General features: G+C 41.2%; 17 protein-coding genes. 9 read left to right on the top strand and 8 right to left on the bottom strand.

What is annotated here, in order from left to right:
- Nucleotides 1-490 precede the first annotated feature (490 nt).
- From edd to H5232_RS18025, 5 genes are all read left to right on the top strand, one after another.
- The gene (gene edd / locus H5232_RS18045) at nucleotides 491-2,341 is read left to right on the top strand and encodes a phosphogluconate dehydratase (protein ID WP_182740833.1); all 1,851 of its coding nucleotides are present in this window, start codon (nucleotides 491-493) and stop codon (nucleotides 2,339-2,341) included.
- 32 nt (nucleotides 2,342-2,373) lie between these two features.
- Nucleotides 2,374-2,994, top strand: a complete 621-nt coding sequence (gene eda / locus H5232_RS18040; protein ID WP_145233470.1) for a bifunctional 4-hydroxy-2-oxoglutarate aldolase/2-dehydro-3-deoxy-phosphogluconate aldolase — start codon at nucleotides 2,374-2,376, stop codon at nucleotides 2,992-2,994.
- A gap of 18 nt (nucleotides 2,995-3,012) precedes the next feature.
- Nucleotides 3,013-4,017, top strand: coding sequence for a type I glyceraldehyde-3-phosphate dehydrogenase (gene gap / locus H5232_RS18035; protein ID WP_145233472.1), 1,005 nt, complete (start codon nucleotides 3,013-3,015; stop codon nucleotides 4,015-4,017).
- A gap of 281 nt (nucleotides 4,018-4,298) precedes the next feature.
- Nucleotides 4,299-5,423 carry a sterol desaturase family protein gene (locus H5232_RS18030; protein WP_149982407.1) on the top strand — a complete coding sequence of 375 codons (1,125 nt, stop codon included), beginning with the start codon at nucleotides 4,299-4,301 and terminating at the stop codon, nucleotides 5,421-5,423.
- A 186-nt stretch (nucleotides 5,424-5,609) separates the two neighbouring features.
- On the top strand, nucleotides 5,610-7,364 hold the full coding sequence (locus tag H5232_RS18025; RefSeq protein WP_182797995.1) for a hypothetical protein: 1,755 nt from the start codon (nucleotides 5,610-5,612) through the stop codon (nucleotides 7,362-7,364).
- A 192-nt stretch (nucleotides 7,365-7,556) separates the two neighbouring features.
- Here the strand turns inward: H5232_RS18025 and H5232_RS18020 are convergent, their stop codons facing one another.
- From H5232_RS18020 to H5232_RS18005, 4 genes are all read right to left on the bottom strand, one after another.
- Nucleotides 7,557-8,831 (bottom strand): leucine-rich repeat-containing protein kinase family protein, encoded by a 1,275-nt coding sequence (locus H5232_RS18020; RefSeq protein WP_182797994.1) that lies wholly within the window; start codon nucleotides 8,829-8,831, stop codon nucleotides 7,557-7,559.
- An 88-nt stretch (nucleotides 8,832-8,919) separates the two neighbouring features.
- Complete coding sequence (locus tag H5232_RS18015; RefSeq protein WP_145233481.1) at nucleotides 8,920-9,633, bottom strand: YebC/PmpR family DNA-binding transcriptional regulator; 714 nt, start codon at nucleotides 9,631-9,633, stop codon at nucleotides 8,920-8,922.
- Nucleotides 9,634-9,809: 176 nt separating this feature from the next.
- Nucleotides 9,810-11,879 (bottom strand): M13 family metallopeptidase, encoded by a 2,070-nt coding sequence (locus H5232_RS18010; RefSeq protein ID WP_182831277.1) that lies wholly within the window; start codon nucleotides 11,877-11,879, stop codon nucleotides 9,810-9,812.
- 173 nt (nucleotides 11,880-12,052) lie between these two features.
- Complete coding sequence (locus H5232_RS18005) at nucleotides 12,053-13,795, bottom strand: ABC transporter ATP-binding protein/permease (RefSeq protein WP_182831278.1); 1,743 nt, start codon at nucleotides 13,793-13,795, stop codon at nucleotides 12,053-12,055.
- 222 nt (nucleotides 13,796-14,017) lie between these two features.
- On the opposite strand from H5232_RS18005, the gene H5232_RS18000 reads away from it, so the two are divergent.
- The 4 genes from H5232_RS18000 (at nucleotide 14,018) to secF (ending at nucleotide 18,576) form a co-directional block, all read left to right on the top strand.
- A complete protein-coding gene (locus H5232_RS18000; RefSeq protein ID WP_182718567.1) occupies nucleotides 14,018-15,067 on the top strand; it encodes an NAD(P)-dependent alcohol dehydrogenase in 1,050 nt (349 codons plus the stop codon).
- Between the two features lie 127 nt (nucleotides 15,068-15,194).
- Complete coding sequence (locus H5232_RS17995) at nucleotides 15,195-15,692, top strand: hypothetical protein (RefSeq protein WP_182735214.1); 498 nt, start codon at nucleotides 15,195-15,197, stop codon at nucleotides 15,690-15,692.
- A 107-nt stretch (nucleotides 15,693-15,799) separates the two neighbouring features.
- On the top strand, nucleotides 15,800-17,653 hold the full coding sequence (gene secD, locus H5232_RS17990; RefSeq protein WP_182735215.1) for a protein translocase subunit SecD: 1,854 nt from the start codon (nucleotides 15,800-15,802) through the stop codon (nucleotides 17,651-17,653).
- Nucleotides 17,650-18,576: a protein translocase subunit SecF gene (gene secF, locus H5232_RS17985; RefSeq protein ID WP_149982401.1), complete on the top strand. Its 927-nt coding sequence runs from the start codon at nucleotides 17,650-17,652 to the stop codon at nucleotides 18,574-18,576. Before secD ends, secF begins: the two co-directional genes overlap by 4 nt.
- A 68-nt stretch (nucleotides 18,577-18,644) precedes the next feature.
- On the opposite strand, the gene ttcA is transcribed toward secF, so the two are convergent.
- The 4 genes from ttcA to H5232_RS17965 form a co-directional block, all read right to left on the bottom strand.
- A complete protein-coding gene (ttcA, locus tag H5232_RS17980; protein ID WP_182718570.1) occupies nucleotides 18,645-19,550 on the bottom strand; it encodes a tRNA 2-thiocytidine(32) synthetase TtcA in 906 nt (301 codons plus the stop codon).
- A gap of 74 nt (nucleotides 19,551-19,624) precedes the next feature.
- Nucleotides 19,625-20,551 (bottom strand): universal stress protein UspE, encoded by a 927-nt coding sequence (gene uspE / locus H5232_RS17975; protein ID WP_182731414.1) that lies wholly within the window; start codon nucleotides 20,549-20,551, stop codon nucleotides 19,625-19,627.
- A gap of 92 nt (nucleotides 20,552-20,643) precedes the next feature.
- Entirely contained in the window at nucleotides 20,644-21,378 is a 735-nt protein-coding gene (locus tag H5232_RS17970; protein WP_145233499.1) for an FNR family transcription factor, read from the bottom strand.
- Between the two features lie 41 nt (nucleotides 21,379-21,419).
- A partial coding sequence (locus tag H5232_RS17965) for a sulfite exporter TauE/SafE family protein (RefSeq protein ID WP_182831276.1) occupies nucleotides 21,420-21,986 on the bottom strand: 567 nt, incomplete at its 5' end.

Raw genomic sequence — 21,986 nt, 5'->3', positions numbered from 1 at the left:
ATGAAGAAATAGTCGAACAGGTTTCGCAAGCGTGGAATAAATTCATTTCTGTTCCTGATACGGTTAAAAGCATATGCTCTAGAGACTGGATAAAATTGACTTAATCTTTATGCAGATTGGTATTACGATTGATATCATTTAGATTATAAAAAGATATTATAATCAATAAATTAAAGTAAAAACTCCTCACATTTTCTAGCACTCCAGCAACACAATTTAGCGACCAAGCTAGATCCCCTAATGAAAAATTATTTTCGTTCATTATTTGGTCATTTAAAATATTTAAACTAAATTTATAGGATAGGGTTGACACCGGTGTCACAGTCATGCGTTAATACAGTGACACCGGTGTCAGGTTGATTGTGAGAGACAACCTGCCAACGTATACCTTTGAACGGGTAAATCAAAGATGCTCAGTGCAAGTTCATTCGTGGAGTATGCACTTGCCACTGAGCCTTTATCCTCTAACCTTAGAGATGAGTCGAATTTTATGTTACATCCTCGTATTCAAGAAGTCACCGAACGCGTCATTGAACGCAGTAAAGCTACTCGCCAAGCCTATTTAGAACGCATCAATCATGCAAAAAAACAAACAAGAGTTCGTTCTGGTTTAGGTTGTGGCAATATCGCCCATGTTATGGCTGCGTGTAGCAGTGACGATAAAGCACGTTTAAAAGCTGATGAGCAGCCAAACTTAGCGATTATCAATTCATATAACGATATGCTATCTGCGCACGTGCCATACAAAGATTATCCAGATTTAATTAAAGACATTGCTACAAAGTACGATGCCACAGCTCAAGTTGCAGGCGGCGTGCCAGCCATGTGTGATGGCGTAACTCAGGGCCGTGATGGCATGGAGTTATCGCTTTTTTCTCGTGATGTAATTGCGATGTCGACAGCTATTTCATTATCACACGATGTGTTTGATGGCGTATTTTGCTTAGGTGTGTGTGACAAAATTGTCCCTGGTCTATTAATTGGTGCTTTATCATTTGGTCATCTACCGGTGTACTTTTTGCCAGCAGGCCCGATGCAGTCAGGCATTCCAAATAAAGAAAAAGCCCGTATTCGTCAAAAGTTTGCTCAAGGCTTAGTAAGCCGTGATGAGCTTTTAGAAGCGGAGAGTGCGTCTTATCACAGCGCGGGTACTTGTACGTTTTACGGTACTGCAAACAGTAACCAAATGTTGATGGAAATTATGGGCTTGCACCTTCCTGGTAGCTCGTTCATCAATCCATATACAGAGTTGCGTGATGGTTTAACCGGTAATGCGGTAGAAACCATGCTTAAACAATTGATTCAAAGTAAAGATGCCAATTGCTTAGCGGATGTTGTAACTGAAAAAACCATTATTAATGGTTTAGTTGGTTTGTTAGCAACCGGTGGCTCTACGAATCATGCAATTCACTTAGTGGCAATTGCCAAAGCGGCAGGCGTTGAGCTGACATGGAAAGATATGTCGGATTTATCAGAAGTGGTGCCACTGCTAACACGTATTTATCCAAATGGTTCTGCTGATGTAAATCATTTCCAAGCAGCCGGCGGCATGGGTTTCCTTATGAGAGAACTCGTTGATGCAGGGTTCTTGCACAATGACGTTAAAACCATTGTTGGCGAAGGTCTCGAGGCGTATACCCAAGAACCACGTTTAGATACTGACAGTAACCTGATCATGACGAGCGCAACAGGCCCAAGCAAAGTTAAATGGGTACCGTGTCCAGAGAATTCATTAGACGAAGATGTACTTCGTCCAATTGACAACCCATTCAGTAAACAAGGCGGCTTACAGTTACTAACTGGTAACTTAGGTAAAGCCGTGATCAAAGTGTCGGCGGTTGCGGTTGAGCATCAAGTTGTTACAGCACCAGCAAAAGTATTTGCTTCACAAAGTGCATTACAAGAAGCCTATACACGCGGTGAGTTAAACCAAGACTTTATTGCTGTGCTAAAAGAGCAAGGTCCAAAAGCCAAAGGTATGCCTGAGCTGCATAAGCTCACGCCAGTAATGGCAACCTTGCAAGATGAAGGTTACAAAGTAGCGATCGTAACTGACGGTCGTATGTCAGGCGCATCAGGTAAAGTGCCAGCGGCAATCCACTTAGCACCAGAGGCGGTTGAAGGCGGCATTATTGCTAAGATTCAGGAAGGTGATTTAATTACTCTTGATGCACCAGCAGGTATCTTAAAAGTACATGTAAGTGATGAAGAATTAGCACAACGTGAATTACAACTTAGCGTACCTAGCTTAACGTTTGGTACGGGCCGAGAGTTGTTCACCGGATTTAGAAATATCGTAAGTAGCGCAGACATGGGCGCTAGCGCCTTTGGAATAGAATAATAATTCGCCAAACTGGGTATGAGGAACACACTATGAGCATAGAAAAAATATTATCATCGGCACCGGTAGTGCCAGTGGTGGTAATTGATAATTTAGAAGATGCAGCGCCACTAGCAAGAGCGCTGTATAACGGCGGTCTAAAAGCACTTGAAATTACACTACGTACACCGATTGCTGCAGAAGCTGTAAAGCTAATGAAAGCCGAAGTACCAGAAGCCTATGTTGGCACTGGGACTGTGGTAGATAAAGCAAGCTTTGATGCATCAGTTGCCGCAGGTGCTGATTTTATGGTGAGCCCAGGCGTAAATGATGAACTTTTAGCACTGGCAAAAGGCACTGATATTCCATTTCTACCGGGCGCCGCAACGCCAAGTGAAGTGATGAAATTAGCCAGTCACGGATTTAAGTTTTTAAAGTTCTTCCCAGCAGAAGCTGCAGGTGGAACAGCAATGCTTAAATCGATTGGTGGGCCATTACCACAAGTAACATTTTGTCCAACCGGTGGCATTAGCCTAGCAACAGCACCTAGTTATTTAGCACTTAGCAATGTTATTTGTGTTGGTGGTACCTGGATGCTAGATAAACAACTAATTGAAAATAAAGACTGGCAAGCCATTGAAGCGCTTGCTCGCCAAGCAAGTGAAGTTAAATAATTTAAGTGGAGTTTTGAAATGATTAATGTAGCAATTAATGGCTATGGCCGTATCGGTCGCAATGTTTTACGCGCGCTTTATGAGTCTGCACAAAATAATGAAATTAAAATTGTCGCAATTAACGACTTAGCACCGGCTAATGTTAATGCACATTTAACACAATATGATTCAGTGCATGGGCAATTTTCTCATAAAGTCACACTTGCTGATAACACCATGTTGATTGGCGACGACGTTATTACTCTTACCCAAGAACGCGACCCTGCTAACCTTCCATGGAAAGCATTAAACGTTGATATCGTTTTAGAATGTACGGGTTTTTTCACTAAGCGTGAAGATGCTGCAAAGCATATTACAGCGGGCGCGAAAAAAGTAATCGTTTCAGCCCCTGGTACTGATTTAGATGCAACCGTTGTTCACGGTGTAAACAGTGATGTGATCACTGCAGATAGCAACATTATTTCTAATGCTTCATGTACAACTAACTGTTTAGCACCAATTGCCAAAGCAATTAACGATACAGTCGGTATTGAGCAAGGTAGCATGACGACAATCCATGCCTACACTAATGACCAAAACTTGTCAGATGTTTATCATCCTGATCTGTATCGTGCACGAAGTGCAACGCAGTCAATGATCCCAACTAAAACCGGTGCTGCTAAAGCAGTTGGTTTAGTGTTACCTGAGCTTGCTGGTAAACTTGATGGTATGTCAGTACGTGTACCTACAATTAATGTATCACTGGTTGATTTTACGTTTATTACTAAGCGTGAAACAACGGCTACAGAAATCAATGAAATTATGAAAGCAGCATCTGTTGGGTCGATGAAAGATATTTTACAATACAACGAGTTACCGCTTGTTTCTATTGACTTTAACCATAACCCAGCGTCGTCAATCTTTGATTCTACGCAAACGAAAGCTGATGGCAAACTAGTTAAAGTGATGGCTTGGTACGATAACGAATGGGGTTTCTCAAACCGCATGTTAGACCAAGTTAAAGCGTTAGGCCAGTACTTGTAATAAGTACCACGTAAAAATTTAGCTTTATCCAACCAAGCCGCGACTATCGCGGCTTTTTTGTGTCTAGCGCTGGGCTGTAGATATGGTATTCTGCGAGCTGTTTTAATACCAATCGACTTAAATACTTAACCATGCTAGCGAGCTAAATAAAGCGCTAACTGCGTTATAATTTTTTCAAGTAGAACAACTACATGTCAAAATTTACGCCTTGTTATCACTGTATTTATCTGTCGCTATAAATGGTCAGTAACTTAACACGATTGATATAAAAGGAATTACTAATGAAAAATACTCTAAAAACTCACCTGTTTCGTACTAACCACCTACAAATAGGTGAAGGTAATATTAGCGGTTATATCGGCTGCTTTTTAGCGATGCTGTCTTGTTTAGGCGTGCTCGCCTTTCATTTTCCAGAATATTTAACCACACCGGAACTGAGAAAGAGCTACAGTGTCGAATTTTTACGTCAACTGATGTTTGGTGCGCTTATTGTGGCCGGTAGTTTGGGGTTACTTAACTTTGTACGTAACAAAAATAAACGTTTAGGTGCAACTGCGTGGTTTTTTATTGTGCTGGCCATTGCGTTTGGCGGCCCTAATGTTGAGGTGAATGATTTTGCTGATAACACCCCCTATATAGGCCTAGACTGGTTTATATTAGATTTATTGGGCTCAACCTTAATATTTATTCTCATTGAAAAGCTGTTACCGCACCGCAAAGAACAAAAGATATTACGCAGTGAATGGCGCGGTGATCTAAACCACTTTTTTGTTAACCATTTGATTATTGGGTTTGTGTTATTAGTGACTAATCACTTTGTGCACTATGGTTTTGGTTGGGCAGTGTCAAGCACTGTGCAGGGCTACATCAGTCAATTACCTTTTATATTGCAAGTGCTGTTAATTATTTTAGTCGCTGATTTGATGCAGTACTTTGTACACCGCGCTTATCATGAAGTGCCTTATTTATGGCGTTTTCATGGTATTCATCACAGTGCAAAAGAAATGGACTGGCTTGCAGGCTCTCGCCAGCACATTTTAGAAATTTTAGTGACGCGCAGTTTAGTACTTACGCCTATTTTCGTGCTGGGTTTTTCGCAGCAAGTGATCAGCTTATATGTGATAATCGTGGGTTTTCAGGCGGTATTTAACCATGCCAATGTACGGGTGAAATTTGGTTGGTTGAAATATTTATTGGTTACGCCACAGTTTCATCATTGGCATCACTCTTCAGATAAAGCGGCCATTGACCGTAATTATGCTGCGCACTTTTCATTCTTAGATTATGTTTTTGGCACGGCCGTAAAAGGCCAACAAGAATGGCCAGAAGCTTATGGCGTAGTCGGGGACTATGTACCAACTGGGATGTTAAAACAGCAGCTGTTTCCGTTTAAAAAGCAAAAATAGTCGCGATATGGGAATCCTTTCAATTTAGTGTTTTCGATAGTGATCATATTTTATCGAGTATTGGTATGGACAGATAATAACCAAAAATATATTGCTAAAAAAGGTACTAGTAGTAATAATTGATAACTGAAGGAATATGTATTAGTAGCGACTTTTTTGAAACTAATTAAACACAAGGATTCTATTTTGCAATTTAAATCATTTTTAGTGAGTTTATCTATTTTAGCCGCAAGTGGATGCGGTGGCTCTTCTGGAGACAGTCAAGATACAAAGCCACCTGCTATTTCAGAGCAAACGTTTACGCTCAAAATAACAGCCAATGGTGTTGCCGCAGGACTTGAAGTGTCATGGATGGATAACAAAGCGAAGCTTACTGCAGACAAGGTTATTGAACTGAGCGCAACGTCAAAAACATTTGTACAACCAACCTTATTAGCTATACCAGAAAGTATCACGTGCGACACACAGCTGAGCAATACAACAACGTTGAATTATAGCCTTGCTGTTAAATGTGTATCTTCTCAGGCGAGTTTTGCACAAACAACCCCTTATTCATACCCTGTAACTATTCGTTATGGCGAGCAAAGTATTCAGTTAAAAGACTCTCCAGTCTCGGTTCCACCACTTACAATGATTGAGCCTGAAATTACAGCGCTTGGCGGGCCACAGATTTGTGAAGTTGATGACTCCTCTAATCTTAAGTTTAAAGTAGCTTGCCGTCCTTATACTGTGGTGTATGAAAAACGTAAATTGTATTTGGTGTTTAGTGAACAAGAAAAGCAATTATTATTTGATAACCCCGACAAAGAGCGGTTAATTGAATCTGAATATTTATGGTTTGATGAGCAAGTTTGGTTTATTACTGAAGGCGCCTCTACGCAATACAAATTACACTCTGCTTCTTTTGATAATGGCCAATTAGGTAATTATAAAATCCATGATATTAACGCTTCAAGTCTAGCTATTTCAGGCGGTAAACTATTTGCGTTAACGTCTTTTCCTGATGGTGTTTATAGTTGGCAAAGTGGTAAATGGAAAGCAGTATCTAACCTAATCAACGATGGGGTTTTGAAAAGTGAATTTATTGCAAATAATCAAGACCTTTATCTAGCGCTTGAAGATAATAATGAGGTTTCATCAAAATCGTATATACAGATCATAAATGCTCAGATCCGAGGGAGCACTGTATTGAGTAAGCAGATCAGTACATTTAGTCATACACCATTTTTTGAATATGATGACATCACATTTGGTCTAGGTTTTGGTACTGATGAGCAGTTGCTTATAAATGTAATGGACGTTATACCAAGTGCGCGCGATGACGCTGTGTTTTCATTGAATAATGTACGCAATGCTACTATTTGGCAAAATGGTAATAACCAGTTCTTATTTACAAACCAAGACAGTGGCATTGAACAGTTTAAATTTACACGAGAACAAGTAGAGACAAGTACTGCATTCGATTTAACCGCGTTAAGACAAATAACTCCTGATTGGATTGGCGGCGACTTAGATACTTTACTAGCGGGTGATTTTGTTGAGACAGCATCGATAAAATATGCCGTGCTTAAATATTTACGTAAGGCTGGTACAGAGCAGTCAGAATTGCAGTTGCAATCACGGTTAAATACCACTCAACCGATCAGAGTTTATAATGAAACATGGCGCACAATTGCGAGTTATGCACGAAGTAATACTAAAAAAATAACTCCTATTGTGAGTGAACAAGGCTATTTATTGATTTATGTAGGTGATGCGTCATCTAATCAATCTACGGGGCAACTGTGGGCCCTATCAGCGGATAAAGAGTATTTGATCAAAGCTGATGTGTCATGGGAAAGTTATTCAATGAAAGACTTTCATTTTGAGACTATTTCTGAAAAACACCTTGTGGTGTATAGCGAATTTGCCAACGAAGTCATTACAATAACGCTTGATTAACGCTATTTTATTAACCAACTGAGCTTTGGGTGAATTAGTTTGACCAAAGCTCAGTAAAGTTACTGATATTATAAAAGCATACCAGACACGAAAGCCATATAAGTAGACCAAGGCTTATTTATATTCAGTTTTATTTTATAGCTATGTAGCAAAGCAAGGCGGTAAAGCATGACTCAGAGTCGCGCATAAAAGTTATAGTTTTTCTATTAGTGCTTTTAGAGTTGGTCGTTGGCTCATATCTGCATTCATACATTGTTGAGCAAGTTTTCTTAGCTGTGTTGCATCGCTCGTAACTTCAGAACACACGCTCAGTAAATCATCAATTAAGCAGCCAATCGCTCTGACTTCAATACGCTGCATTTGTTGGCGCTGATAGTCGGTCAGAGAGTCTAAATTAGTTGCTGCGCCAAAGTCACCAAACAATACTGTGTATTCATCGTTTATCATGGTGTTGTGCGCATATACATCGCCATGACTTACGTTATTGATATGTAAGTGGGCAAGGGTGCTGACCATTTGCTTAGCAATGTGTTTAATGGCGTGAGCAGTGAACTGTGTATGCTCAAAAAAGGTATCGCGGGTGCAAGTATCAAGTGACGGCGGTAAGCCGAGGTTTTGATAGTCCTTACTGATAAGCTCCATAACCAGACCAAGTTGCTCTGGGTTATCGATATAGGCGAGAACGTTTATTAGGTTTTTATGTTCGCCCGCTTGCAAGCAACAGTTTACTTCATCAAGTGGATAGCCATCACTGGTGATCGCGCCTTTAAACAGTTTTAACGCCACATTATTGTGCTGCCACTGTGCTAAGTGAATAATCCCAGACGCACCTTCACCAATTTTTTCAACAAGTGAAAACTCGTTTAGTTGTACGGCTGCTAATTGAACTTGTTGTAAACTTTGTGCTTTATTAAAGTCATTGCCTGCAAAAGCCAGCCAACTGAGTTTTGGTAATTCAAACAGCCAGTCATTAACATCAGTTAAGTTATTCGCAGATAAACGCACGAGTTCAAGCGCTTGGCACTGCTGCATGCTGTGTGGCAAAGTCGTTAGTCGATTACCAGCAAGGGCAAGTTTACGCAGTTGCGTAAGTTCACCAAAAGAGTCTGGCAATTGTTCAATATGGTTGTCAGTTAAAATTAACCATTGTGTCGAAAGCGGCAAACTATGCTCGGCAAATTCACTGATTTTATTGCCTTTAAATGCAATCATAATAAGGGAAGGGCATTTTGCCAATACAGCAGGAATATGCTGGAACTGATTGAATGATAAAAACACCCGCTTTAATTTAGTTAAACTAGCAAATTCGTCGGGCAAATCAGATAAATTATTATTTGATAAATCGAGTACTTCGAGGGTATCTGCAAGGGTAAAAATTTCGTCTGGGAATGTGGTTAGCTCTTCAACTAGTTGTAAACGTTTAGTGCCAGCTAATTTACCACTACGAAGCTGTTCAACGGTATTCAAAATACAAATCCATTTATTTAGGGGTTTAACAATAAGAAAATAAAAAGGCCAATCAAGTTGGCCTTAGTCATAATTTTAGTCAATAAAATTAAAATTGTGCGTTGTGGTACACGTTTTGTACGTCGTCACAATCTTCAAGCATCGCTAAAAAGCGTTCCATTACTTCTACGTCTTCGCCTGCAATGGGTGCTTCAACTTGCGGCACAAAAGAGATCAAATCTTCATCAAACTCAGTAACGCCCATTTCTTCAAGTGCGGTACGGGTGTTGTTGTACTCAGTATGCGGAGCAAAAACAGTGACTTTGCCGGCTTCAACTTCTACGTCAGTAACATCAACGTCAGCCATCATTAGTGCTTCAAGCACGGCTTCGTCATCATCGCCATCAAATACAAAAATAGCTAAATGATCAAATAAGTGAGATACCGAGTTTTGTGCACCAATTTTAGCGTTTGCTTTAGTAAAACATACACGTACATCAGCAAAAGTACGTTTGTTGTTGTCAGTTAAGCAATCAACAATGATCATGCAGTTACCAGGGCCATAGCCTTCGTAACGAGTTGCTGAGTAGTCTTCACCGCCGCCGCCTTTGGCTTTATCAATTGCGCGGTCAATTACGTGTGCTGGTACTTGATCTTTTTTAGCGCGTTCAATTAAACGACGTAGCGATAGGTTGCCATCGGGATCAATACCACCATTTTTTGCGCAAATATAAATTTCTTTACCGTACTTTGAGTAAACTTTAGTTTTAGCACCCGCAGTCTTAGCCATTGAATCTTTTTTGTTTTGGTAAGCTCTTCCCATCTGCGTTTCGCCTTAAATATGTTTTTAAAAGTATAAATTTTGTAGTGCCGTATTCTATACCCAACTCGCTTGGAAATACAGAATTCAGTGGGAATTAAAGTTGCTTTGAGCAAGCAGCACAAAAAATATAACCCGCAGTTGCGGGTTATATTTTCAATCGAAATGTATCGGGTATATTACCAAATACGTACGCGTTGATCTTCTGGTAAATACAAGGCATCACCCGGTTGTACATTGAATGCTTTGTACCATGCATCGTGGTTACGTGGTGCTTGTGCTCTAAAGCGACCGGGTGCATGTGTGCCACCACGAAGCTGGTTTAACATGCTTTGCTCAGTGCGTTTTTCTTTCCATACTTGTGCCCAGGCTAGGAAGAACCGTTGATCGCCCGTAAGGCCGTCAATAATAGGCGCTTCTTTACCGTTTAGGCTGAGTTTGTAAGCGTGATAAGCCATTGCTAACCCACCCACGTCACCGATGTTTTCACCTAAGCTATTACGACCATTAACGAAGTTACCAGGGATTGGCTCGTATTGACTGTATTGTGCAGCAAGTTGGTCGGCTTTGGCATCAAATGCAGCACGATCGGCATCTGTCCACCAGTTACGTTGTACGCCGTTAGCATCTGATTTAGAGCCTTGATCGTCAAAACCATGGCCCATTTCATGACCAATCACGGCACCAATGCCACCATAGTTTACTGCCGGATCGGCATTAGGATCGAAAAATGGTGGTTGTAGAATTGCTGCAGGGAATACAATTTCGTTAAACGAACTGTTGTAGTAAGCGTTAACACGTTGTGGTGTCATGCCCCAGCGGTTACGGTCGGTTTTTTGCAATTCTTTTGCAGCGCTTTCAGCTCGGAAAAACTCGCGGGTATTTTTGATGTTGCCCATCAAATCATTGCTACTTATGCTTAAACCATCAAATGATTGCCATACATCGGGATAGCCAATTTTAGGCACAAACGCAGCGAGTTTAGCGCGGGCATTTACTTTAGTTTCTGCGCCCATCCAGTCTAGGTTGTCAATACGTTCGCCCAGAGCTGTTCGCAGGTTTTCTACCAATGCTGACATTTGTTGTTTTGATGATTCAGGGAAGTAGCGTGCTACATACACTTTACCAATGGCAAAACCTAATGAATCAGTGCTCGACATTTGGCTGATAGCGCGTTTCCAGCGTGGGCGAGGCTCTTGCTGGCCATTTAGCTCTTTTCCGTAAAATGCGAAGTTAGTATTGAATACATCTTCAGACAGTAGCTCTGCATTAGAGCTTAGTGCGTGATAGGTTAAGTAATCTTTCCATACAGTAAGATCTTCTTGATTGATCAATGCAATCATGGCTTTGATCGGCTCTGGTTGCGATACATTTAACTGTGGTACTTGGTATCCTGTTTGTTCAAAATACAGATCCCAATTAAAATCAGGATAGCTAGAGCTCAGCTCGCTGCGTTCGATTTGATTTAGGGTAAGGTCGCGGTTACGACGTTTTTCTCGTGGCCACTGGCCTTGTGCTATTTTGGTTTCAAGGGCTAAAATTGCCTCAGCACGTTCAGTTGTATTGTCAACACCTGCAAATTTAAGCATGTCGGCAATATGGGCTACATAAGCAGTACGAGTTTTAACAAAACGTTCTGAATCTTCAAGGTAGTAAGAACGATCTGGTAAACCTAAGCCGCCAGCACCTAATGACATTTCATATTTATTTGGGTCTAAGCGGTTAAACCACATGCCACCACCAATAGGCGAGTTAACGCCCGTTAACCACGATTGGCCAAACAATTTGGTTAGATCATCGGTTGATGAAACGTTACTAATTTCCGTTAGTAGTGGTTTAATTGGCGACACACCAAGCTTATTAAGGGTATCGGTATCCATATACGCGTTATAGAAATCGGCAACTAACTTTTCTTCAGTATTTAAATCTTTTCGGGCTGCGATCTCTTCAATAATTGCCTTAACACGCTCTTCGCTGCGCTCTGCCAATCCTGCAAATGCACCGTAGCGAGTTTTATCGGCAGGCATAACGTAGTTGTCATACCATGTGCCACAGGCGTACATGAAAAAGTCATCACCTGGTTTTATGGCTTCATTGCGGGCTGTTAAATCTACCCCAAAGCTACCTAATTCAGCTTTTGCTGTCTGGGTTTCGGCACTAGGCTGCTGTTGCGCTTGTGTTGTTTTAGGCTCTGAACAGCCGGTCAGAAATGTGGCAGCAAGTGTTGCTGCAATAAGTGTTTTCTTCATTGGATTTCCCTGAATGTAATTTAATTATTTTTATCTCACGTTTTTCTAACTCGGATTGTTATTGATAACCTAAAAACAGACAAACTTTTGAGGTGAATTACTTCTCAGTTAGGTGAAACAACAAGCAACGCGACATACAGTGTGTATCCCGCGCCGAAGATGAGTCTCCATGTTTATGCTGTTTTTTGTTGAAGTTCCCACATGCGCGCGTATTCACCATTGAGGGTAAGTAACTCATCATGTTTACCTTGCTCGATCAGCTGGCCCTCTTTGAGCACAATAATCGTATCTGCATCTGTTATTGTTGATAAGCGATGGGCAATAACTAAACTGGTATGATTAGAGGCTAGTGCAGACATGGCTTTTAATATTGCTTGCTCGGAATGAGAGTCTAGCGCTGATGTTGCTTCGTCAAAAATGATAATAGGGGAGCGTTTTAAAATGGCTCGGGCTATGGCAATGCGTTGTTTTTCACCGCCTGAAACTTTTAAACCTCGTTCACCAACGAGGGTTTGATCACCTTTATCTAAACTATCAATAAAGCTGCGTAAATGCGCCATATTAATAGCATTATCAATGTCTTGTGCTGTAGCATCTGGACGGCCATAAGCAATGTTGTCGCGAATGCTGGTATTAAATAACACAGTATCTTGTGGCACAATGGCAATCGCTTGTCGCAAGCTGTTGAGTGTGACGCTAGTAAGTTGTTGACCATCAATATGTATTTCACCGCTGTCAATATCATAAAAGCGATACAGTAAACGGGCTAGGGTGCTTTTTCCTGCACCGCTGGCGCCCACCACCGCGACTTTGCTGCCTGCTTTAATAGAAAAACTAAGCTGCTTAATGATAGGTCTTGATGGATGGTAGCCAAAGTTAACGTTTTTAAATTCTATATCAGCGTGTTGTATATTGAGCTGTTGTGCATTTGCTTTATCTGAAATGAGTGGTTTACGGGTTAATAGTCCGAGCATATTTTCAAGGTCGGTTAAGGCGCGGCGAATTTCTCGATAGACAAAGCCTAAAAAATTGAGCGGTAAAAATAATTGGATCATATAGGCGTTGATCATTACTAACTCACCAATAGAGAGTGTGCCTTTAACCACTTCAATACTAGCAAGCCACATTAAGGCGGTGATCGCTGCTGCTATGATCAAGGCTTGGCCTGAATTAAGGGCAAGCAACGATAAGCGGTTTTTAAGCCGGGCTTGCTCCCAACTAGCTAAAAAGCCATCATATGTTTGTGCTTCATGCTTTTCATTATTAAAATATTTAACGGTTTCATAATTAAGTAAGCTGTCAATAGCACGGCTGTTACTATTATTGTCGGCTTGGTTTGCTTCGCGAATAAAGCGGTTGCGCCACTGTGTTACAACAACCGTGAAGGTAATATATAAAGCCACTGCAAGCAGGGTAACTACGGCAAACCACGGCGAAAATAAAGTTGCAAAAATAATCGCAACTACGGCTATTTCAAATAAAGTTGGCACAATATTGAACATTAAAAAGCGCATTAAGAAGCTTAAGCCACTGGTGCCACGCTCTATATCACGGCTAATGCCGCCAGTTTGCCTATCAAGATGAAACGACAACTCAAGGCTGTGTAGGTGATTAAATACTTTTAGGCCAATATGGCGCATAGCATGTTCAGTTACACGACCAAACAACGCATCACGTACTTCACCAAAAAACACACTCGCAAAACGTAGTCCGCCATACAGTAACAGTGAAGCTATGGGTACGATGACTATATTTTGTAAACTTGGATCAACACTGTCGATTATTTCTTTCAGCGCCCATGGCATCAATAAAGTGGCACCCTTTGCGGCGATCAATGCCAGTGTTGCAAGTGTTACACGGCCTTTAAAAGCAACTAAGTAAGGCCACAAGGTGACAATGCTTTGCTTTAAATTCATCGCATCATGATGTTTTATTGCTTCTTGTTTACCCATTCCGCGCATATTTTCTCTAACTCTATTAAGTCTGCATTAAACTTTTTCTAGTAGCCTAGAGTATAAACTTTAACAGTTTGTATCTAGGGCTATACTACTAACAGCACATAGTACAGTTTAGGCAGCTTAAGACAATGTTTTAGAGTGGTTAATTAAACTCAGTTTTTAACAAAGAAGGGAAAGCAGATGAAAACTATCGGATACGCAGCAAATCAAGCTAATACGCCATTAGAGCCATTTCATTTTGAAAGACGCGATTTGCGCGATGAAGATGTTGCGATTGAAATCTTATATTGCGGGGTGTGCCATTCAGATCTACATACCGTAAATAATGATTGGGGTGGTACTAGTTACCCAATTATACCAGGACATGAGATTGTCGGTCGTGTCGATGAGGTTGGCAGCAAAGTGACTAAATACAAAGTTGGCGATAATGTAGCAGTTGGTTGTATGGTTGATAGCTGCCTTGAGTGTGACCAATGCCACAAAGGCGAAGAGCAATTTTGTCGCGAAGGCATGGTCGGAACTTATTCAGGAAAAGATCGTATCACTGGTGAATCAACCAAAGGTGGCTACGCCAAACACATTGTAGTGCGCGAAGAGTTTGTTTTAAACGTTCCAGAATCACTTGATCTTGCTAAGTGTGCGCCAATTTTATGCGCGGGTATTACCACTTATTCGCCGCTACGTACTTTTAATGTCGGGCCTGGAAGCCGAGTTGGCGTTATTGGCTTAGGTGGGTTAGGCCATATGGCAATTAAAATCGCAGCGGCAATGGGTGCCCATGTGACAGCTATTAGTCGATCAGATGATAAAAAACAGCAAGCGTTGGAATATGGTGCTGAAGGTTTACTGGTATCTAAAGACGAACAAGCCATGAAAGCATACGCTAATCAGTTTGATGTGATCATTAATACTATTCCAGTTAAGCATGACTTTACCCCTTATATGCCCCTATTAGATATTGATGGTACTCAAGTATTAGTCGGACAAGTGGGTGAGATGGCTGAATCAAACTCGGTGCCATTATTATTGGGGCGTCGCCGCGTGGCTGGCTCTTTGATTGGTGGTATTGCACAAACTCAAGAAATTCTTAATTTCTGTGCGCTGCATAATATTTTACCGGAAGTAGAGATGATCAATATGGCAGACATTAATCAGGCTTTTGAACGCTTAAAAGAAGGTGATTTGTCTCATCGTTATGTCATTGACATGTCCTCACTTGAAGTCGCTTAATTATCGACTGTGATTTTTGGCCGTAAGTAGTTTTACTTGCGGTTTTTTTTGTTCAATTGCAAATTAGCTATTGAAATAGGGCAATTACTCCCCATTTATAATACCAGCTTACTATTTAGATAATAAAATGATCCGTTTCCGTTTAGTCCTTACTGTATTACTGCTGTTTACTGCACTTTTTAGTGTGCAGGCTAATGCTGTGAGCAACGCTGAGGCTAATGTGAGCCAGCCTACCGCTTTTTTTCAGTCGGCGATGTTATCTGATTTGAGTGCTTTAGAGGTTAAGGTATTTGATACTTCAGTATCAGATATCACCCCTTTTACCAAGAAGGTACCAATTGCGGCGGCTGATCAACAAACAGAAGGCGCGGGGTTTGAGTCTTTACAGCCACGCTTTTCAGCGAGTAATTCATCGCTATTTCTGTATCAAAGCCAAGTTGAGCCAAGTTATGTGGCAATATTTGAGTTTTTTGTACCTAGCCTTGCGCGCCAACTTTACTTACAACCCCTTGAACCGCCAATAACATTACCTTGGTTTGTAGCCTACGAAGGTAAAAAATCACGGATTAGTGGTTGGAAAGACGCCAACTTACAATACCGTGCAGTACTTACTTACTACAGTTAACTCTTCCTACTAATTTTTTCGATGTTTTAGTCATTCAACTAAAGCAAATAAATTACTGCGCCTATGAGGCGAGAAACCGATGCTTGCATTGGTTTAAAGGAAGCAATATGTTAAAAAATTCATCAAAAAAACCGCTGCTACAGCGTTTTAAAATAAGCTATATGGCGATGTTTTTGGCGCTGGTATTATTAGCGATCAGTGCCTTACCAAATTTATATCCAGCAAAATCGTGGCTGCATCTGAGTACAACGCAGAGCCAGCCACATTCACAGCAGTTACTAGCGAATACTCCTTCGCAAAAATCTGTTATTGATTTTTTAAATCAACATGGGTTTCTGGTTGAGCAATCAATTCAAGTGGCGCAAAACAGCCTTTCATTAAATGTGTTACTACAAGAGCCAACCAAAAGTGCCGCAGCGCAACAAGCGTTAAAAAGTGAATTTACGCAGTTGAATGCAAAAATAGTTACGCATCAAACAAGTCCCGATTGGTTACAAAGCTTAGGATTAGCACCTATAAAATTAGGTCTTGATCTTAATGGTGGTGTGTTATTTGTATTAGATGTTGATTTAGTGAAAGCGCAACAAGAGCAACTTGATAGTGCGTATGAACAAACTAAAACAATTATTCGTGATGAAAAAGCCAGAGGTGTTCGTGTACAAAAAAATGCCCATGGTTTTGAATTACATGCGTTGCCTGCTGCTAAAAGTGACTTAGCCGCAGTACAGGCGAATGTACTAAAGCGTTTTGAGCGTTTAATGGCAACTGCGCATTCACAGGGTAATTTAACAACGGTGGCATTTAGTTTTAGTGAACAAGGTAGTAATGCGTTTGATAAAGAAGTAATGAGTCAAACCTTAACCACTTTAAGAGGCCGTATTGAAGAATTAGGCATTACTGAAGCAGTTACCCAGCGCCAAGGTAAACAACGTATTCGTATTGAGTTACCCGGTGTACAAGATCCAAGTGAAGCAAAACGTATTATAGGTGCAACAGCGTCGCTTGATTTTTATCAGCTTAAAGAAATCGGCGGAAAAACCTTTAACCTGCAAAATGGTGGCTCGATCAATTTAGACCCAATTGCTATTTTTTCGGGACAACACATCAATAATGCCCATGCAGGGCGCGATGAATGGGGCAAGCCGCTAGTGCAACTTAGCCTTGACAGCCAAGGTGGCGAGGCGATGTCGGCATTTTCCAAACGTAATATCGGTAAACCAATGGCAACGGTGTATTCTGAATATTATAAAAATGTCAAAGGTGAAGTAGTTAAAAAAAGTGAAGTGATTAATGTTGCCAATATAGCTCAACATTTGAGTAGCCAATTTAGTATTACTAATATGCAAAGCCCACAAGCGGCGCAGGATTTAGCATTGCTATTACGTGCAGGTTCATTAACTGCGCCGGTGACAATCGTACAAGAACAAACCATTGGGCCAAGCTTGGGCGCAGATAACATACATAATGGGCTCGCGGCCTTAATGTTGGGAATGGGTATTACATTAGCCTTTATGGCGCTGTGGTATCGCCGTTTAGGGCTGGTGGCAAATATTGCCTTATTATTGAATTTAACAGCTTTAGTAGGATTAATGTCACTGCTGCCTGGCGTGGTGCTAACTTTACCGGGCATAGCCGGGCTGGTACTGACAATCGGTATGGCTGTTGATACTAATGTTATTATTTTTGAGCGGATCAAAGAAGAGCGCCGTAAAGGCCGAGCACCATATCAAGCGATAGAGCAGGGCTACCAACAAGCATTTGCGACAATTTTTGATGCTAATATTACCACTATGATCACGGCAATTATTTTATATGGTATTGGCTATGGGCCAATCAAAGGCTTTGCAATTACGCTGGCGTTAGGGCTAATAACTAGCGTATTTACCGGGGTGTATGTTTCTAAGGCGTTGAGTCAGACTTTGTATTTAAAATTGGCAAATAAGCGAGGAGCTCGCGCATGAGCAATTCAAATGAAAAAATGAGCACCACAACCCGCTTACGTTTATCGGGGTTGGTTTTATCTATCCTACTAGTGCTGCTCTCTGTAATAGGGGTTGCTACAAAAGGATTGAATTTCGGCCTTGATTTTACTGGTGGCTATTTAACGGAGTTTACCACTGCAGTGCCAATTAGTGAGGCTGAGCTGGCGAAAAAAATTAGTTATTATCACCATGATGACTTTACCTTAAGCGCTCAATCTAGCCAGCACTTTCAGTTAAGAGAGGCAGAGCAAGCCAGTACATCGCCTTGGTTAGCAACGCTTACGCAAGATGAGACATTGGGTGCTGAAGTGTTGTCATCTTCTTACTTAGGCTCTCAAGTTGGCGATGAATTATTTGAACAAGGCTGTTTGGCATTATTTGCGGCAATGGTTGCCGTGATGATTTATTTAGCGCTACGCTTTGAGTGGCGTTTAGCGTTGGGATCGGTTGTGGCTTTAATGCATGACGTGGTGGTGGTAGTTGGTTTATTTGCATGGTTACAGCTTGATTTTAACTTAACCGTGTTAGCGAGTTTACTGGCAATCATTGGTTATTCATTAAATGATTCAATTATTGTCGGGGACAGGGTACGCGAGCTACTGCGCTTAGATTCCACAACACAACAAGCTAGCGTGAATACGGTGATCAATGAATCAATTAAGAGCACTTTGACCCGTACTTTGATCACCTCAGGCACTACTCTTGCAACAGTGGCGAGTGTGTGGTTATTGGCTGGTGCGCCGTTACAGGGGTTTTCTATCGCACTATTTGTAGGAATTGTTGTGGGAACATTATCGTCAATTTGTATTGCTGCAACGTTACCGCAGTTACTTGGTTTAAGACATGAAAACTATCAAGTTAAGGTCGATGAGCAAAGCCAAGCGTTGATGGATATGCCGTAACTGACTTTATCAACGAAAAACAAAAATGCCGCGATATACGCGGCATTGTTATTCTTTAAGTTAATTTGTTAACTTAAATTAATTGTCACAACATCAGCTGTTTCATCATCGTTAAGTACAGATTGTTTTGGTATGTCTGGTTTATCAAGCGCTATATCGCCGCCATCAATTACTTCACCGGTTTTTAAGTTGGTGAAATCAAATAACTCATTATCTGCTAGATGCGAAGGCACAACATTTTGCATTGCAGTAAAAATACTCTCAATACGACCAGGGTGCTCAATATCCCACTGTGCAAGCATCGCTTTGGTATGTTTGCGTTGCAGATTTTCTTGTGAGCCACACAGATTACATGGAATGATAGGGTATGCTTGGCTGATAGCATATTGTTCAATATCTGTTTCTTTACAGTAGGCTAATGGACGAATTACCATGTGCTCGCCGTTATCGCTCATTAATTTAGCTGGCATGCTTTTCAGTTTGCCACCATAAAACATATTTAAGAATAGGGTTTCGATCATATCGTCGCGATGATGACCTAAGGCGATTTTAGTGGCCCCCATTTCATTTGCGGTACGATATAAAATGCCGCGACGTAAGCGTGAGCATAGCGAACAGGTTGTTTTACCTTCAGGAATAATATCAGTCACTATACTGTAGGTGTCTTCTTCAACAATTTTGTATTCAATATTCTGAGTGTCTAAATATGCTGGCAATACATGTTCAGGAAAGCCTGGTTGCTTTTGATCAAGGTTAACAACAAACAAATCAAATTTAATAGGTGCAACACGCTGTAAATGCTGCAGCATGTCAAGTAGAGTATAACTGTCTTTTCCACCAGAGAGGCACACCATGATACGGTCGCCTTCTTCAATCATATTGAAGTCCATCACCGCTTGACCGGTTTGACGACGTAAGCGTTTTTGTAACTTAGATAAGCTATGTTGAGCTTTGGCTTGAACAGAATGCGACATTACGCCCCCTTTAGAACTATGGGTAAAATAAAGGGGCGTATTATATGCCTAAAGTTTCAATCAACAAAATTTATTTAATCTTTTGCCAGCGGGCTCACATAGCCATCGGGTTTTAAGGCTAATACGTCACAATCAAGGCTGTCAATAACATGCTCTGCGGTGTTACCTACTAAGGCTGCACTTAATCCAGTGCGGCCAACCGTACCAATTACCACTAATTCACTATTAAGGCGCTTTGCTACATCCGGGATCACGTCCTCTGGTAAACCTTCTTCTATGACACAGTTTTGCTGGGCGATTTGATGACTAGCTGCTAACTCATGGGTTGATTCTATATGGTGTTTTTTAACCGACTCGTTATAAATACTGGGGTTAAACTCAGGGATTTCAATTGCAATGTTTACCGGTGTCGCAGGATAGGCGTTAACGATACTAAGGCTTGCGTTAGCCAGTTCACATAAAAACTGCGCATCTTGAATAATACGATGGTTTAAATCAAGGTGCTGTTGGTTTTCACTTACAGCGTTAACAGCAGCTAAAATATTACCCTGCGAAGGCCAAGCGTGCTCTTTTACCAATAATACCGGGGCTGGGCATTTACGAATTAAATGCCAATCGGTTGGAGTAAAAATTACTGACTTAAGTGTATCGTGCTGGTGAGTTCCTTTTACAACCAAATCAAACTGTTGGTCTATTACCGTATCGATGATCGCTTCATAAGTGCGATTATGCCAAACCACTTGGCTGTTAATATCGACGTCTGGGTAGTGTTGCAAAATTTCATCCAGCCATAACTGACGGTCTTTAACGACGGCATTGCGCATTGCCTCGCGCTCATCGCCAGAGAGCATGGTCGTCATCTCATAGGAAAAATCATAAATGCTCATAAAAGCGGTGATACTGGCACCGGACTTTTTGGCTAATTCGATAGATCGAGATAAACCATGCTGAGACTCAGCGGTTGGATCAATAATGGCGAGTATTTGTTTGATGGTGTTCATAAGCTGCTCCTTTAACTACTTTATAGCTAGAGTGTAACGTATAACGTGAGTAGTTAAAGTAACAGCTAACAACTAGTTGCGCTAGATCAAGTTTATTTTGGGTGGATTGCTGCAGCTGCGGATAACCCATCACTATCTAGAATAGTGATAAACTTACCTTCCACTTTTATTAAAGCAGCTTTTTGAAAACGACTCAGTAAACGGCTAATCGTTTCAACGGTTAAACCAAGGTAATTACCAATTTCACCACGGGTCATGGTAAAGCGAAACTCTTTACGAGAAAACCCGCGTTCGCCAAAGCGATTTGACAAGTTGTAGATAAAACTAGCTAAGCGCTCTTCGGCTGATTTTTTATTCAGTGACAAAAACATTTCTTGGTCGTAGTTAATTTCACTGCTCATCAGGCGCATAATCTGCTGGCGTAGTTTTGGTAATTTACCCGCTAGGTCATCGAGTGTTTCAAATGGAATTTCGCATACCATTGAGGTTTCGAGCGCTTGAGAAAAGCTTTGGTGTGCCATTTTATTTATTGCATCAAAGCCGATTAAATCACCTGCGAGATGAAAGCCAGTAATTTGTTCGTCACCTTGCTCTGAAAGGGTGTAGGACTTAAATGAACCAGAGCGAACAGCAAAAATAGCGTTCAGTGGCGCTCCTGATTCAAAAAGAAAATCCCCTTTGTGTAATGGTTTTTTACGCTCAATGATTTCATCAAGTTTATCCATTTCTTGCCCATTGAGGGTAAAAGGTAAGCACAGTTGACTTATGCTGCAGTCATTGCAGCTGATTGTGCAATTATTTTTGGCTTTGTTTTGATATAAATCCATTAGTTCAGTCCATTAAATGTTGTCACATTAATTTGTTAAGATTAATGCAGCAGCTTGTCAGTTGCAATGATAAGTAAATAAATCCCGTACCAAATAAGTACACTGCCCAGTGCTATTCGTGCCCATGGGTGATTTAATACTTTATGTAATACTTGTGCGCCCATGCCGATACTTAACATCGCGGGAAACGTACCAAGCGCGAAAAATAGCATGACTAGAGCGCCATCAAGGGCTGTGTTGCTGGTCATCGCCCAGGTTAGCGCTGAATAAACTAAACCACAGGGTAACCAACCCCATAATGCGCCATAAGCCATTGCTTTAGGTAATGAGTTGATTGGCATTATAAAACGATTTAGTTTTACCAAGTGCTGCCACACCAAGGTTTTCCCTAGCGATTCCAGCCATTGTAAGCTTGCGCCTAACCGCATGATATACAAGCCAACCAAAATCATAAACAGGCCACTTAAAAACGCTAAAATTAACGCGAACCAATGACTTTGGTTGGCAAAATGGCTGCTGATCTCAGCAACGAGCGCCCCTGCGAGCATATAACTGCCGGCACGACCGATGTTATACGCATTGGAGTCGTGCAATGGTCGGGTTTTATC

Source organism: Pseudoalteromonas sp. SG41-5, from assembly GCF_014164495.1.
Lineage (GTDB): Bacteria > Pseudomonadota > Gammaproteobacteria > Enterobacterales > Alteromonadaceae > Pseudoalteromonas > Pseudoalteromonas rhizosphaerae.
This window is presented reverse-complemented; position numbering and strand designations above follow the sequence as displayed.